At 71.9% G+C, this 14,078-nt stretch carries 13 protein-coding genes and 1 tRNA gene; 4 read left to right on the top strand and 10 right to left on the bottom strand.

Features of this window, described 5'->3' with window-relative positions; all coding sequences use genetic code 11:
- Nucleotides 1–10: 10 nt before the first annotated feature.
- From JI751_RS03025 to JI751_RS21695, 3 genes are all read right to left on the bottom strand, one after another.
- Complete coding sequence (locus tag JI751_RS03025) at nucleotides 11–1,411, bottom strand: MFS transporter (RefSeq protein ID WP_201933218.1); 1,401 nt, start codon at nucleotides 1,409–1,411, stop codon at nucleotides 11–13.
- Nucleotides 1,412–1,427: 16 nt separating this feature from the next.
- Nucleotides 1,428–1,988 carry a TetR/AcrR family transcriptional regulator gene (locus JI751_RS03030; RefSeq protein ID WP_201933219.1) on the bottom strand — a complete coding sequence of 187 codons (561 nt, stop codon included), beginning with the start codon at nucleotides 1,986–1,988 and terminating at the stop codon, nucleotides 1,428–1,430.
- A 77-nt stretch (nucleotides 1,989–2,065) separates the two neighbouring features.
- Nucleotides 2,066–3,550, bottom strand: coding sequence for a fatty acid desaturase (locus tag JI751_RS21695; RefSeq protein WP_201933220.1), 1,485 nt, complete (start codon nucleotides 3,548–3,550; stop codon nucleotides 2,066–2,068).
- Between the two features lie 192 nt (nucleotides 3,551–3,742).
- Here JI751_RS21695 and JI751_RS03040 point away from each other — a divergent pair, with 192 nt between their 5' ends.
- On the top strand, nucleotides 3,743–5,407 hold the full coding sequence (locus JI751_RS03040) for an alkaline phosphatase family protein (protein WP_201933231.1): 1,665 nt from the start codon (nucleotides 3,743–3,745) through the stop codon (nucleotides 5,405–5,407).
- A gap of 92 nt (nucleotides 5,408–5,499) precedes the next feature.
- Entirely contained in the window at nucleotides 5,500–6,255 is a 756-nt protein-coding gene (gene ppgK / locus JI751_RS03045) for a polyphosphate--glucose phosphotransferase (RefSeq protein ID WP_201933234.1), read from the top strand.
- 31 nt (nucleotides 6,256–6,286) lie between these two features.
- On the opposite strand, the gene JI751_RS03050 is transcribed toward ppgK, so the two are convergent.
- The gene (locus JI751_RS03050) at nucleotides 6,287–6,787 is read right to left on the bottom strand and encodes a MarR family winged helix-turn-helix transcriptional regulator (RefSeq protein ID WP_201933237.1); all 501 of its coding nucleotides are present in this window, start codon (nucleotides 6,785–6,787) and stop codon (nucleotides 6,287–6,289) included.
- A gap of 117 nt (nucleotides 6,788–6,904) precedes the next feature.
- Here JI751_RS03050 and JI751_RS03055 point away from each other — a divergent pair, with 117 nt between their 5' ends.
- Nucleotides 6,905–8,995 (top strand): MMPL family transporter, encoded by a 2,091-nt coding sequence (locus JI751_RS03055; RefSeq protein WP_201933239.1) that lies wholly within the window; start codon nucleotides 6,905–6,907, stop codon nucleotides 8,993–8,995.
- A 128-nt stretch (nucleotides 8,996–9,123) separates the two neighbouring features.
- Here JI751_RS03055 and JI751_RS03060 read toward each other — a convergent pair whose 3' ends face one another.
- Nucleotides 9,124–10,503: an NAD-dependent malic enzyme gene (locus JI751_RS03060; protein WP_201933241.1), complete on the bottom strand. Its 1,380-nt coding sequence runs from the start codon at nucleotides 10,501–10,503 to the stop codon at nucleotides 9,124–9,126.
- Between the two features lie 61 nt (nucleotides 10,504–10,564).
- Between JI751_RS03060 and JI751_RS03065 the strand changes: the two genes are divergently transcribed.
- Complete coding sequence (locus JI751_RS03065; protein ID WP_201933243.1) at nucleotides 10,565–10,843, top strand: GNAT family N-acetyltransferase; 279 nt, start codon at nucleotides 10,565–10,567, stop codon at nucleotides 10,841–10,843.
- 14 nt (nucleotides 10,844–10,857) lie between these two features.
- On the opposite strand, the gene JI751_RS03070 is transcribed toward JI751_RS03065, so the two are convergent.
- The 5 genes from JI751_RS03070 to JI751_RS03090 all read right to left on the bottom strand — a co-directional run bounded on the left by JI751_RS03070 (nucleotide 10,858) and on the right by JI751_RS03090 (nucleotide 13,856).
- The gene (locus tag JI751_RS03070) at nucleotides 10,858–11,871 is read right to left on the bottom strand and encodes a right-handed parallel beta-helix repeat-containing protein (RefSeq protein WP_201933244.1); all 1,014 of its coding nucleotides are present in this window, start codon (nucleotides 11,869–11,871) and stop codon (nucleotides 10,858–10,860) included.
- A 2-nt stretch (nucleotides 11,872–11,873) separates the two neighbouring features.
- A complete protein-coding gene (locus tag JI751_RS03075) occupies nucleotides 11,874–12,350 on the bottom strand; it encodes a glutathione peroxidase (protein ID WP_201933248.1) in 477 nt (158 codons plus the stop codon).
- A 24-nt stretch (nucleotides 12,351–12,374) separates the two neighbouring features.
- Entirely contained in the window at nucleotides 12,375–13,373 is a 999-nt protein-coding gene (locus JI751_RS03080; RefSeq protein ID WP_201933250.1) for a PASTA domain-containing protein, read from the bottom strand.
- A gap of 45 nt (nucleotides 13,374–13,418) precedes the next feature.
- Nucleotides 13,419–13,715 carry a hypothetical protein gene (locus tag JI751_RS03085; RefSeq protein ID WP_201933251.1) on the bottom strand — a complete coding sequence of 99 codons (297 nt, stop codon included), beginning with the start codon at nucleotides 13,713–13,715 and terminating at the stop codon, nucleotides 13,419–13,421.
- 55 nt (nucleotides 13,716–13,770) lie between these two features.
- Nucleotides 13,771–13,856 (bottom strand) — tRNA-Leu (locus JI751_RS03090).
- Nucleotides 13,857–14,078 lie beyond the last annotated feature (222 nt).

A 14,078-nucleotide genomic window follows, 5' to 3' on the forward strand; every position in this document is an offset into this window, starting at 1 on the left:
GATGTCGAGATTAGGCGGCGGGTGTGCGGACCCGGTGGGGAATCGCGAACCACGAGACCGTGCCCCCGAGCAGGAGCAGCCCGGCGCAGACCAGCATCGCGGTGTCGTACGCCGAGTCGAAGACGGCCGGGTCGGCGTAGTCGTCGCCCCCGAGCCCGACCACGACCGGGAGCGCCGCGACGGCGAGGAGCGACCCGGCCCGGGCAACGGCGTTGTTGATGCCGCTGGCGATGCCCGCGCTGTCGTCCGGGGCCGCTGCCATCACGGTCGCGGTCAGCGGGGCCACCATGAGGGCCAGGCCGAGCGAGAACACGGCCAGCCCGGGCAGCACGTCGCGCCACCAGGAGACGTCCGGCCCGACCACCATCAGCCAGGTCGTGCCGGCGGCCATCACGACGGGCCCGAAGGTCATCGGGATCCGCGGGCCGATCCGCTGCCCCAGCGCCCCGCCACGGGCGGCGAGGGCGAGCATCACGACGGTCACCGGGAGGGTCGCGAGGCCGGCCTCGAGGGCGGTGTACCCGCCGACGGTCTGGAGCTGGAGGACGAGGAAGAACAGGATCGCCCCGAGCGCGGCGTAGACGACGAGCGTCATCGCGTTGGCGGCGCTGAAGGTGCGCTCGGCGAAGAGCCCGAGCGGGACCATCGGCTCCGACCTGCGGCGTTCGGTGACGAGGAACGCGACGCCGCTGAGCACGGCGACGACCAGGGCGTACGGCATCAGCGGGCTGTGCCAGTCGGTGAGGGCGAAGGTCAGCGCCGCCAGCGTCAGCGACGCGAGGACGGCCCCGCTGACGTCGAAGCCGTGATGGGTGCGCGGGTCCCGCGTCTCCGGCACGAAGCGCAGGGCCAGCCAGACGGTGAGGGCGGCGAGCGGCAGGTTGATGAGGAAGATCCAGCGCCACGAGGCGTGGTCGACGAGCAGTCCGCCCACCAGTGGTCCGACGGCCGCCGCGATGCCGCCGAGTCCCGACCAGGCGCCGATCGCGCGACCACGGTCCGCGGACGCGAACGCGCCCTGGATCATCGCCAGGCTGCCGGGGGTGAGGAGCGCGCCGCCGATGCCCTGGAGCACCCGCGCGGCGATCAGCACCTCGGCGGTCGGCGCGAGCCCGCAGAGCAAGGAGGCGGCGGCGAACCAGATGGTGCCGATGACGAACACCCGTCGCCGGCCGAAGCGGTCGCCCAGGGACCCGCCGAGCAGGATCAGGGACGCCAGCGAGAGGAAGTAGCCGTTGACCACCCACTGCAGCTGCACCAGCGAGGCGTCGAGGTCCGTGCCGATCGTGCGCAGGGCGACGTTGACCACCGAGCCGTCGAGCAACGTCAGCCCCGAACCGAGGGTCGCCGCGGCGATGATCCCCCGCGCGGTCGGCGTACCCCAGGCGACTCCCGCCGCGTCTCCGCTCACGAGCAGAGCCTAGGGCTCAGCCCGCGAGGACGCGCCCGGCGAGCCAGGCGATGTCCGCGCCCGTCTGCTCCGGCGAGGAGGACGGCTGCATCACGTGGCTCAGCACCACCCGGACGACCATGTCGATCGCGGGGTCGAGGTGGGCGGGGTCGATGCCGGGACCGTACGGCGCGACGCGGGCGCGGACGACGTCCTTGGCCACGCCGAGCAGCGAGCCGGCGTTGGTCGTCAGCAGCGGGAGCAGCTCGGTGTCCGCGCCGTGCGTGGCGCTCACGACCGCGTGGAGCAGCGTGTTGGCACGGGCGTAGGTCAGCACGTCGCGGACCGACCCCTCGATGGCGCGGGTGAGGTCGTCGGGCTCGGCGTCGAAGGCCTGCTCGACGATCCCGAGGAAGCGGGCGAGCTCCCCGAGCACCATCGCCTCCGCGAGGGCCGGCTTGGAGCCGACCTCGTTGTAGACGGTCTGCCGGCTGACCCCGACGGTGTCGGCGAGGCGGGCCATCGTGACCGCGGCCCAGCCCGACGAGGTGGTCGTCTCGACGGCTGCCGCGACGATGCGGTCGCGGGTGGAGGCCATGCAGCGAGTCTAGGAGGCGCTGCCTGGGTTCACCGGTCGACGCCGTCGCGCAGCAGGCGAGAGACCGGCGACCCGGGCTAGGCGACCGATTGCTCGGGCTCGAACGGGACGAAGTCGACCTTCTCGCGCACGCCGCAGTCGGGACAGCACCAGTCGGCCGGGATGTCGGCCCAGGCGGTGCCGGCGGCGAAGCCCTCGTGCTCGTCACCGGCGGCGACCTCGTAGACGTACTCACAACCGGGACAGCGGGCGGCGAGCACCTCGTCGACGGCGCCCGGGAGCACCTCGGCCGCGATCCGCGCGGCCTCGACGCGCGCCGCGTGCCCGGCGGCGTCGTAGCGCTCGAGGTAGGCCTCGCGCTTGCGCGGGCTGATGTTGGCGAGCGAGACGTCGCCGCCGAAGTGGTCGACCACGCGCTGGTCCATCACCCGGCGCCAGACGGCGGGGACGATCGCGAGCACGATCATCCCGGCGTAGCCGGTCGGCAGCACCGGGCTCTCCTCGAAGTCGCGCAGCGACTGGTAGCGCCGGGTCGGGTTGGCGTGGTGGTCGCTGTGCCGCTGGAGGTGGTAGAGCAGGACGTTGGTCGCGATGTTGTTGGAGTTCCAGCTGTGGCCGGGCAGGACGCGCTCGTAGCGCTGCCGGTCGCCCTCGCCGACCTTCTGGCGCAGCATCCCGTAGTGCTCCATGTAGTTGACGACCTCGAGGAGCGAGAAGCCCACGACCGCCTGGATCACGAGGTACGGCGCCACCTCGAGGCCGAACGCCGCGAGGACCACGGCCCAGAGGACGATCGACATGACCCACGCGTTGAGCACGTCGTTGTCGAGGCGCCACGGGCTCTGCTTGCGCCGGGCGAGCCGGCGCTTCTCCAGCCGCCACGCGGACTTCACCGAGCCGCCCACCGTGCGGGGCCAGAACTGGTAGAAGTTCTCACCGAGCCGGGAGCTCGCCGGGTCCTCCGGCGTGGCCACGCGGACGTGGTGGCCGCGGTTGTGCTCGATGTAGAAGTGGCCGTAGAACACCTGCGCCAGCGCGATCTTGGAGAGCCAGCGCTCGTTGGCCTCCTTCTTGTGGCCGAGCTCGTGGGCGGTGTTGATGCCGATGCCGCCGATGCAGCCGATCGAGATCGCGAGCCCGATCTTGTCGATGGTCGTCAGGGGCGTGTCGGCCAGCACGCCGAACACGTCCCACCCGCCCACGACGGCCATCGCGCCGAGGAAGCCGACGTACTGGATCGGCAGGAAGAGGTAGGTGATCCACCGGTAGTAGCGATCCTGCTCGAGCGCCTCGATGACGTCGTCCGGCGGGTTCGAGCGGTCGAGGCCCGCGACCAGGTCGATCGCCGGGACGATCCCGAGGATCACGATCGGGCCGACCCAGAAGAAGACGCTCCAGCCGGTGGCGACGTACCCGCCGAACGCGATGAACGCCAGGCTCGGCACGACGAGGCCGATCAGCCACAGGTAGCGCTTGCGGTCCTTCCACAGCTCCGTCGTGCCGTCCGGGACGGTGCCGCTGGGAGCGAGGCGACCAGGAATGTGGGTGGGGTAGCCAGGCATCTCTCTGACCTCCTGCATCGGGTTTACATGACCATACGATCTGTAAACCGGTTTGACAAGAGGCGTGCTTTTGTCAACCGCGCTGGACCAGCGCCGGTCGTCGCCGTCGACCCATTCCCACGCGACGGCGCGCGGGGCTAGATTGCCGGGATCGACCGCGGGTGTGGGTCCGCACGAACTCCAGGAGTGCACATGGCCCGTCGTCGCCTGCTCGTCCCACTGGCCGCCCTCGCGGTGGTCACCTCGCTCGCCGCCGCCGGGTCGCCCGGCGCCGCCGCGAAGCCCAAGGCGAGCCCGCCCGACAAGGTCGTGGTCATCGTCGTCGACGCGCTCAGCAAGGAGATCGTCGAGAAGTACCACATGAAGAACGTCGAGAAGCTCATGCAGCAGGGCGTCGACACCCCGAACGGCTACCTCGGCCACACCGGGTCGGTCACCGTCGTCACCCACAACGTCCTCACCACCGGCATGCAGCCCAAGCACATGGGCTGGACCAACGAGGGCTACCGCGACGTCGACGGGCTCCTGCCCGGCCCCCGGGGCGGGCTCTGGCTCACCAGCAACTTCGGGGCCGCGCAGATGACGCCGCTGCAGACGGCGGCGGGTGCCCCCCACCTCTCGGACTACCTCGACGACACCGGCAAGGTGTTCACCGTGAGCCCCAAGGCGTACGCCGCCTACGGTCTCAGCGGCCCCGGCTCGGCGAGCACCTCGGTGATCACCTTCGGCAGCAAGACCTGCCCGGTGCCCGGCGACACCACGGGCGCCACGCAACGGCGACGCGCGCCCACCGGCGTCAACGTGCCGGCATACATCTCCGCCGACTGCGGGTCGCGCTACGTCGTGGCCCGCGACACGATCTACGACACCGGCCAGCTGCCGGCCTCGCTCTACCCCGCCACCGACGACCGCTACGTCGTGGGCAACGACCCGGCGCACCGGGGTGGCGACGTCTGGGCGACCGACGCGGTGCTCGACATCATGGGCCACGAGCAGGACGGCTGGAGCGGCATCTTCGTGAGCCTGCCCGGCGTCGACAAGGCGGCCCACATGTGGGGTGGCGTCAACGACCCGGAGGGCGCGACGCCGGGCTACGACCCGATGACGCACATGGAGTACGCCACCCGCACCGCCGACGAGCAGGTGGGCCGGATCATGCGCGCGCTCAAGGACAGCGGCGAGCTCGACAGCACCCTGGTGGTGCTGACCGCCGACCACGGCTCGGTCGCCGCGGAGGCGGGCCACTTCCACGGGACGCTGGGCGCGGGCAACGACTACGGCTACTACAACTGGTACTACGGCGACCCGGAGAACGACGTCTTCTACGACAAGCCGCAGCCCGCGCTCCAGCCGCTGGTCGCCACCGGCAACCTGGGCTTCGCCTACAGCGACTCCTCTCTCAACGTCTGGCTCACGGACCAGGCCCCGGCGAAGGTCGAGCAGGCCGCCACGCTCATGAAGGCGATGCCCGACGTCACCGCGGTGTGGCGACGCGACGGCGACCGCTTCACCCGCGTGACGCCGGTCCAGTACCAGCTGATGGGCAAGGCCGAGAGGGCGTGGTTCGACGCCAAGGCGCAGGAGCTCGTCGACACCCAGGCCGCGCCGTACGGGCCCGACCTGGTCGCCACGCTGCGGGACGACACGACGTACTCCGTCCTGGGCGACCACGGCGGGATCCAGCGCTCGGCGCAGCAGGTCCCGATCGTCTTCGCAGGGTCCTACCTCTCCCACCGCGACCTCGACGCCGAGGTGAAATCGGTCGACATCATGCCGACGATCCTGAAGGCGATGGGCATCACGCCGACCTTCACCCCGGACGGGACCGCCTACGCGCTGCCCCTCAAGAACAAGTAGACCGGCGCCACCGCCCGCCCGGGTGCGACGGCACGTCCACGGCCGTCGCACACCGGGCCGGACGGCGTACGCGGTGCCCTAGGGTTTGCACCATGGAGCACCCCATCGGCATCGACTTCGGCGGCACCGGCATCAAGGGCGCGCCCGTGGATCTCGAGCGCGGCGACTTCGCGCAGGACCGGGTCCGGATCGACACCCCCAAGCCGGCCGACCCGCAGTCGGTCGCCGCGGTCTTCCAGCAGATCGTCGACAGCTTCCCGTCGTCGACGACGCCGGTCGGCGTGACCGTCCCGGGCATCGTGCGACGCGGCGTGGTGCTGTCGGCCGCCAACATCGACAAGTCGTGGATCCGCGAGGACGCCGACGCGATCTTCACCGAGGCGCTCGGCCGCGAGGTGCACGTCGTCAACGACGCCGACGCGGCCGGCCTGGCCGAGGCCGAGTTCGGCGCAGCCAAGGGGCGCGACGGGCTGGTCATGGTCATCACCCTCGGCACCGGCATCGGCTCGGCCCTGATCTGGGACGGCGAGCTCGTGCCCAACACCGAGATGGGCCACCTCGAGATCGACGGTGCCGTCGCCGAGTCCCGCGCCGCCACCAGCGCGCGCGAGCGCGAGGGGCTGAGCTGGGAGGCGTGGTCCGAGCGGCTGACGGGCTACTTCCGCCACCTCGAGCGCCTCTTCACCCCCGACCTCTTCGTCGTCGGCGGCGGCGTGAGCAAGTCGTGGGAGAAGTTCGGCCACCTCATCGAGATCGAGACCGAGATCATCCCGGCCAAGCTGGAGAACCGCGCCGGCATCGTCGGCGCCGCCCTCGTCGCGCACCGCAAGGCCGGCCAGGACGACTGAGCGACGACTGAGCCACGACTGAGTCCCGGGCTCAGCCGCCGCCGCGCGGCGACGGCCCGGCGACCTGCTCGAAGGCCTCGGTCGCACCCCGTAGGTAGCGCTCGACGACCGCCTTCTCCTCCTCGCTGAAGGAGGCGTCGTGGCGGTCGAGCGCGGCGAACATCGGCATCAGGTGCCCGATGATCTCGCCGCGCCCGGAGTCGGTGATGTGCAGCTCGGTGCGCCGACGGTCGACCTCGTGCGGGCGACGCTCGACGTGGCCGCGCGAGACGAGCTTGTCGACGATGCCGGTGGCGGCGGCCGTGGAGACCTCGAGGCGGCGCGCCACCTCGGCGGGACCGATCTGCTCGCGGCTCAGGTGCTCGAGGGTGACCAGCTCGCTCTCGCTCAGCCCGGCCCGCCGGGACACGGCGTGGGTGACCCGGCTGCCGGCGTTGACCAGGTCGCGCAGCGCCCGCAGCGTCGGCGGCTGCTGTGGCTCCTGCCCGCGCTCGACCCACGGCGGTGCCGTCGGCTGTCCCTGGTCCGTCATGACCTCGTGCCACCTCTCGTGTTGCGTCGCACCCCACCATACCGCTAACTTGATGAGTAACTTGGTTAGCAACCATTCTTCCTAGTGATCTTCCCTCCCGTCACCTCAGGAGCCCCTGTGTCCTCCCACCGCACCCCCGCCGCGGCTCGCTTCATCACCGGACGCCGTACGGCCTGGCTCGTCGCACTCGTCCCCCTGCTGATCGCGATCGCGGTGCTCGCCCTGGTGCCCGAGGGCGAGCGCGACGCGAGCCCGACCGACACCCTCCCCGCGGGAGCCGACAGCACCCTCGCCGTGGAGCTGGCCGACCAGCTGCCCGACGACGAGGGGCAGGTCGCGATCGTGCTCTGGACCGCCGACTCGGGCGAGCTCGACCAGGCCGCGCAGGGCGCCATCACGCAGCAGGCCGTCGAGCTGCTGAAGGCCAGCGGGGGCGGCGGTGCTCCCGAGGGAGCGCCCCAGGGTGGCGCCGGTCAGTCGCCGGTGGTCGTCGCCGAGGACGGGACCGCTGCGTTCGTCGCCCTGCCGGTCACCTCGTCGTCGGCGACCGACAACATCGACAAGGTCGAGGAGCTCCGCAAGGACCTCCGGGCCGACGCCCCCGACGGCGTCACCGTCGAGGTCACCGGTCCGGCCGGCATCCAGGCCGACATCGGCCAGGTCTTCGACGGCGCGGACTTCCGGCTGCTGCTCTCGACCGCCGCGGTCGTCGCCCTGCTCCTGATCATCACCTACCGCAGCCCGCTGCTCTGGCTGGTGCCGCTCACCGTCGTCGGCGTCGCCGACCGGCTCGCGGCCGTGGTGTCGACCAACGTGCTCGAGGTCACCGGCTTCGCGTGGGACGAGTCGACGGTCGGCATCCTCAGCGTGCTGGTCTTCGGCGCCGGCACCGACTACGCGCTGCTGCTCATCTCGCGCTACCGCGACGAGCTCAAGACCACCGACTCGCGCCACGAGGCGATGGCGCACGCCCTGGCCCGCACCACCGAGGCGGTCCTCTCGAGCGCGACGACCGTCGTGCTCGGTCTCCTCACCCTGGTCCTCTCGGCCATCCCGACCACCCGCGGCCTCGGCGTCGCGTGTGCGGTCGGCGTGGTCGTCGCGGCGACGTTCGCGCTCGTGGTGCTCCCGGCGGCGCTGGTCCTCTTCGGCCGCTGGATCTTCTGGCCGCGCGTGCCGCACGTCGGGGACACCGTGCTCGTCGACTCGAACTCGCTCTGGCACCGCGTCGGCGACGCCGTGGCCCGCCGCCCGCGCACGTTCGTGGCCGGCACCGTCGCCGGTCTGGCCCTGCTCGCGACCGGCACGCTCTCGATCACGACCGGGCTCGATCCCGCCGACCAGTTCCTCCAGCGGCCCGAGGCCATCTCGGCGGCCGAGCGTCTCGGTGAGTCCTTTCCGGCCGGTACGAGCGACCCGGTGCAGGTGGTCACCCGTGCCACCCCGGACGAGGTGCTGAAGGCCGTCGAGCAGGTCGACGGCGTCGACTCCGCGAGGGTCACCACCACCGGTGACGGCATCGCCCGCATCGACGCCGTACCCGACGCGACACCCGGCAGCGACGCCGCGCAGGCCGTCGTGGTCGACGTACGCGCCGCGGTGGCGGACTTCGACGACACCTACGTCGGCGGCGGCGACGCCGAGTCGCTCGACGCGGGCGACTACGCGGCGAAGGACCGGCTGGTGATCCTGCCGCTGATCCTCGCCCTCGTGCTGGGCGCGCTGCTCCTGCTGCTGCGCTCGGTCGTGGCGCCGCTGCTGCTCGTCGCGACGGTGGTGGCGACGTACGCCGCCAGCATGGGCGCGTCGTGGTGGCTCTTCCGCTCGGTCTTCGGCTTCGACGCGATGGACACCGGGGTGCCGCTCCTGGCGTTCCTGTTCCTCGTCGCGCTGGGCGTCGACTACAACATCTTCCTCGTCACCCGCGCCCGCGAGGAGGCGCGCGAGCACGGCACCCGGACGGGCATGCTCCGTGCGCTGACCGCCACCGGTGGCGTGATCACCAGCGCGGGCATCCTGCTGGCCGCGGTGTTCGCCGTCCTCGGGGTCCTGCCGCTCGTGGTGCTCGCCCAGCTCGGCGCGATCATCTTCGTCGGCGTGCTGCTCGACACCCTCGTCGTACGCACGGTGCTGGTGCCCGCGCTCGCCCTGACCCTCGGCGACCGGTTCTGGTGGCCGCGGAAGGTCAGCGAGAAGGTCTCGGGCTAGGGAGGCCACGGGGTCTGTCGGAGTCCCCGCACGTGCGGGGACTCCGACACTTGGTGGCCGTTGCAACCCCCTCCGAGTGTCCGACTCGCCCGCCCAGCACGCCGTGATGTCAGCGGAGCGAGCGGTACTTAGCTCTCGCGGCCGCTGATCGCGGAGGCGACGCGCTTGGTCACGTCGGGGTGGAACACGCTCGGGATGATGAAGGCCGGGTGGAGCTCCTCGGCGCTGACCGTGTCGGCGATCGCCTTGGCCGCGCGGAGGAGCATGTCGACCGTGACGTCCTCGGCGCCGGCGTCGAGCAGGCCGCGGAAGACACCGGGGAAGGCCAGCACGTTGTTGATCTGGTTGGGGTAGTCCGAGCGGCCCGACGCGACGACCGCGGCGTACTTCCCGGCCTCGGCGGGGTCGACCTCCGGGTCGGGGTTGGCCAGGGCGAAGACGACGGGCTTGGGCGCCATCGTCGGGATCCACTCGGCGTCGAGGATGTTGGGCGCGGAGACACCGACGAACACGTCGGCGTCGACGAGCACCTCCTGCAGCGAGCCGGTCGCGCGACGCGGGTTGGTGGCGGCGGCGAGATCGGTGTGCGCGGCGGACAGCGAGGAGTCGTCGGCCGACAGCGCCCCGTCCCGGTCGACCACCACGACGTCCTGCGCACCGGCGGCGAGCAGCAGCGTCACGATCGCGGTGCCCGCGGCGCCTGCTCCCGACACCACGATCCGTACGGTCTCCAGCGACTTGTCGACGCAGCGCAGCGCGTTGGTCAGCGCGGCGAGCACGACGATGGCGGTGCCGTGCTGGTCGTCGTGGAAGACCGGGATGTCGAGGGACTCGCGCAGCCGGCGCTCGATCTCGAAGCAGCGCGGCGCGGCGATGTCCTCGAGGTTGATCCCCCCGAAGCCGGGCGCGATCATCTCGACCGCGCGGACGATCTCGTCGGTGTCCTGGGTGGCCAGGCAGATCGGCCACGCGTCGATGTCGGCGAACCGCTTGAACAGCGCGGCCTTGCCCTCCATCACCGGCATCGCGGCGCCCGGCCCGATGTTGCCGAGTCCGAGCACGGCGGAGCCGTCGGTGACGACCGCGACCGAGTTGCCCTTGATCGTGAGCTTGCGGACGTCCTCGGGGTTCTCGTAGATCGCCATCGAGACCCGGCCGACGCCGGGCGTGTAGGCCATCGACAGGTCGTCACGGGTGCGCAGCGGCACCTTGCTGTTGACCGAGATCTTCCCGCCGAGGTGCAGCAGGAACGTGCGGTCGCTGACCTTGTGCACCGTCACGCCCTCGACGCCGGCCACCGCGGCGACCAGCTCCTCGGAGTGCGAGGCGTCGGAGGCCGAGCAGGTCACGTCGACCACGAGCCGGTCGTGGCGCGACTCGGTCACGTCGATCGCGGTCACCACACCGCCCGACGCGGCGATCTGGGTCGCGACGGCACCGACGACGCCGTGGTCGGGTGCGGTGTACAGCCGCATGGTGATCGAGTACGACGACGCAGTGGCTGCCATGTCGAGCACCCTCCCCCTCGCTCGGGGTTACGCACAAGTCACCTGCGCCTAGGCTCGGGTTGTGGACATAGTGTTCGTCGACTCCCCCGACCACCACCGCTACGAGCTGCGCTCCGGCGACGACCTCGTCGGCCTCCTCGCCTATCGCCTGGGCGACGGCGTGATCACGCTCGTGCACACCGAGGTGCGGGACGAGTACGCCGGCCAGGGGCACGCCGCGACCCTCGCCCGGGGCGCGCTCGACGACGCCCGGTCGCGCGGGCTGCGGGTCGTGCCGTCGTGCCCCTACGTGGCGTCGTACATCGAGAAGCACCCGGACTACGCCGACCTCGTCGACTGAGGTGGCGCGATCCCTCAGCGCACCGTGCTGTCGGTGATCGTCCGGCTCGCGCCGAGGAAGAAGATCCCGGGCAGCGTCTCGAAGCCCTCGCTCGGGTTGTCGGCCAGCTGCGAGCCGTCGATCGTCAGGGTGCCGGTGCGGTCGTTGGAGACGAAGAAGATCGCGCCGCCGCCCTCGCGGGCGTGGTTGCCGGTGATCGTGGAGTCCTGGACGCGCAGGTGGATCGCGTCGCCGTCCAGGTAGATCGCGCCGCCCGATCCGCCGCCGGGGGTGCCGGTGCGCTGCGGGTTGGCGCCCCGCCCGATCGCGCGGTTGTCGGTGAAGGTGGACCCGGAGATCCGCCAGGACACCCCGATGCTGCTCAGCGCCGCGCCGTTGCTGCACCGGCCCCCGGTGAAGGTCGAGCGGCGGACGACCACCGCGCGGTCGGCGTACTGGTCGAGGACGCGGACGGCACCGCCACCGAGGTCGGGGCCGGTCCGGTCGCAGCGGTTGCCGACGAACTGCGAGTCGATGATCTTCAGCCGGCCGCCGCGGACGAAGATCGCGCCGCCGCCACCGCCGTCGGTGGTCTCGCCGGTCGCGTCGCCGTCGGCGAGGCGGATCCGCCTCACGACGAGCCGCGGCTCGGCCTGGTCGTTGCAGTGCGACGTCGTCCAGACCTGGGCGCGGTCGCAGGTGTTCATGTAGAGGATCCGGCGCTCACCCCCGCCGCTGAGCGTGACGAGCCCGCCGCCGTCGAGCACCACGGACGCGGAGGTGTTGACGACCTTGGCCGTCCGCTTCATCTCGATCGTCACGGGCTGCGGGCCGCAGTCGAACGTGATCACGCCACCCCTGGCCACGGCCCGTACGACGGCGCGCGAGGTGCACGAGGCAGGGGTGCCGGTGCCGACGACCGTTCCGCCCGTCCTGGCGACCGATGGTTGAGGAGGGCGCGCAGCGCCCGTCACGAAACCGGAGGAGGGAGCAGCCGACGCCACCGCCACCGCGACGACCGCCGCCGCGAGGACCCCGGCCCGCCTCACGGCTACAGCGCCTTCTCGATGTCCTTGCTGAGCTTCTCGGGCTCGGTGGTGGGCGCGTAGCGGCTGATCACCTGGCCGTCGCGGCCGACGAGGAACTTGGTGAAGTTCCACTTGATCTTGCTGCCGAGCATCCCGCCCTTGGAGTCCTTCAGCCACTCGAAGAGCGGGTGGGCGCCGTCGCCGTTGACCTCGACCTTGCTGAACAGCGGGAACGTCACGCCGAAGTTGCGCTCGCAGAAGTCGGAGATCTCCGCCTCGTCACCCGGCTCCTGGTTGCCGAACTGGTCGCACGGGAAGCCGAGGACGACGAGGCCCTGGTCCGCGTAGGTGTCCTGCAGCTGCTGGAGGCCCTTGTACTGGCCGGTGAACCCGCACTGCGAGGCGGTGTTCACGACGAGCACGACCTTGCCGTCGTACTGCGAGAGGTCGGTGTCCGTGCCGTCGATCGCCGGCGCCGAGAAGTCGGAGAGAGTCGTCATGCTCCCGAGTCTGCCACCCGGGTCTCACCCCTCGTCCGGGGTGTCGAGGGCGTCGAGGTCGTCGCGGGTCTGCACCCAGGCCGGCGGACCGAGGCCGACGCCGCCCGGGAGGACCACGGAGACGACCGCGATCGCTCCGTCGTCGTCCTCGTAGAGATCGATCGTCAGCGGGCACTCGTCCGGTCCGCCGGTGAGCACCACGCGGGTGGAGTCCGCCGAGACGCCGGACGGGCGCGGGGTGCGCCGTCCGCACGTGGTGCGCGGTGGTCGCCCGCGGGTGATCGAGATGACGGGCTGCCCGAGGTCGTTGGCGACCGGGCGTACGGCGCCGGCGACGATCGGGTCGCGCACCCGCCAGCGCCAGTCGGACGAGGTCGCCGGCTCGCGACCGTCGGCGGTGCCCGACGCGGCACCGTCGACGTAGAGGCGCACCTCCTGCGCGAACCGGGGGCGGTCGGAGCCCGACACGAGGAAGCGCAGGAACGCCCAGCCCACGGTGCGGCCGGCGGACGGCGAGCAGGACCAGTCGGGGGTCGCGGTCGCGACGACCGTCACCGCCTGGTCGGCCCGGACGGTGTCACCGGAGGGCGGCACCGAGCCGAGCACCTGCCCGGCCGGGTCGCACTGCGGCACCTCGTCGACGCGCGCGGTGATGCCGGAGCGCTCCAGCAGGCTCACGGCCTCGGCCGAGGTCAGGCCCACGAGCGACGGCACCGCGACGGTGCGCTCGACCTCCTCGCTCTCCGGGGTGTTGGTCAGGAGCGGGACCGCGAAGGCCGTCGCCGCGACCGCGACCAACCCGGCGACGATGAGCGAGGGACGACGCGAGCGACCGCCGAGGACCTCCTCGCGCAGGGCCGGTAGGACGACCTCGTCCGGGTCCGCGGACCGGAGGATGCGGCGGCGCTGGGCGTCGAGCACCCGGTCGACCACCTCCGCGGCCCGGTCTTCCGGCACGCCGAGGCCGATCGCGGTCTCGACGAGCCGCCGGTGGCGCGCGGCTCGGTAGTGCTCGACGTCCATCGGCGCTCCCGGTCTGGTGTCCGGAGTCTCCCCCGGGTCGGCGGCTCAGTCCAGCGCGTCGAGCTCGGCCAGCGCCGACTCCCAGCGCTCACGCCGTTCGTCGTCGGTCTGATCCCACCACGGGGTCCCGCGCTCGCCCAGCCCGACCTTGGCCAGCTGGGTGCGGTGCCGGGTGGCCGCGAGCTCGGCGTCGCCCGACGCCGTACGCACGCCGGAGCGGCCACGGCCGAGGTGGGACTTCAGCCGCGTGAGCGCGTCGTCGGGGATCGCTGGGTCCGTACGCCGCCAGCGTCGCCCGTCCCCCACGAGCCACTTGTCGTCGTCGGTCGGCTCGCTGTCCACCCGTCCAGCATGCCGGGACGACGAAGGCCCCGGACACTGTCCGGGGCCTTCGAGGTGGTGCGCGAGGGGGGATTTGAACCCCCACGCCCTTTCGGACACTGCGACCTGAACGCAGCGCGTCTGCCGTTCCGCCACTCGCGCGTGAAGCAGCGGCAAAGATACCCCACGCGTGACGGGCGCTCCCAATCGGCCGCGGGCACCCTGGCGGCACACGACGGCGCCGTCTCCGACCGTGGCGGCAGGCGACATCGATCGGCCCGACTCGGATGTCGTACGCCGCCACCCACGGCCCAGAAGATGTCGTACGCCGCCACCCACGGCCCGCGCGATGTCGGGTGCCGCCACCCACACGCGGGCAGCAGC

Source organism: Nocardioides baculatus (assembly GCF_016735675.1).
GTDB classification, from domain to species: Bacteria; Actinomycetota; Actinomycetes; order Propionibacteriales; family Nocardioidaceae; genus Nocardioides; species Nocardioides baculatus.

Coding starts and splice junctions, on each gene's coding strand:
- JI751_RS03080 (WP_201933250.1), bottom strand. CDS start 13,373: ATGGACGTCGAGCACTACCGAGCCGCGCGCCACCGGCGGCTCGTCGAG.
- JI751_RS03040 (WP_201933231.1), top strand. CDS start 3,743: ATGGCCCGTCGTCGCCTGCTCGTCCCACTGGCCGCCCTCGCGGTGGTC.
- JI751_RS03030 (WP_201933219.1), bottom strand. CDS start 1,988: ATGGCCTCCACCCGCGACCGCATCGTCGCGGCAGCCGTCGAGACGACC.
- JI751_RS03075 (WP_201933248.1), bottom strand. CDS start 12,350: ATGACGACTCTCTCCGACTTCTCGGCGCCGGCGATCGACGGCACGGAC.
- JI751_RS03050 (WP_201933237.1), bottom strand. CDS start 6,787: ATGACGGACCAGGGACAGCCGACGGCACCGCCGTGGGTCGAGCGCGGG.
- JI751_RS03060 (WP_201933241.1), bottom strand. CDS start 10,503: ATGGCAGCCACTGCGTCGTCGTACTCGATCACCATGCGGCTGTACACC.
- ppgK (WP_201933234.1), top strand. CDS start 5,500: ATGGAGCACCCCATCGGCATCGACTTCGGCGGCACCGGCATCAAGGGC.
- JI751_RS21695 (WP_201933220.1), bottom strand. CDS start 3,550: ATGCCTGGCTACCCCACCCACATTCCTGGTCGCCTCGCTCCCAGCGGC.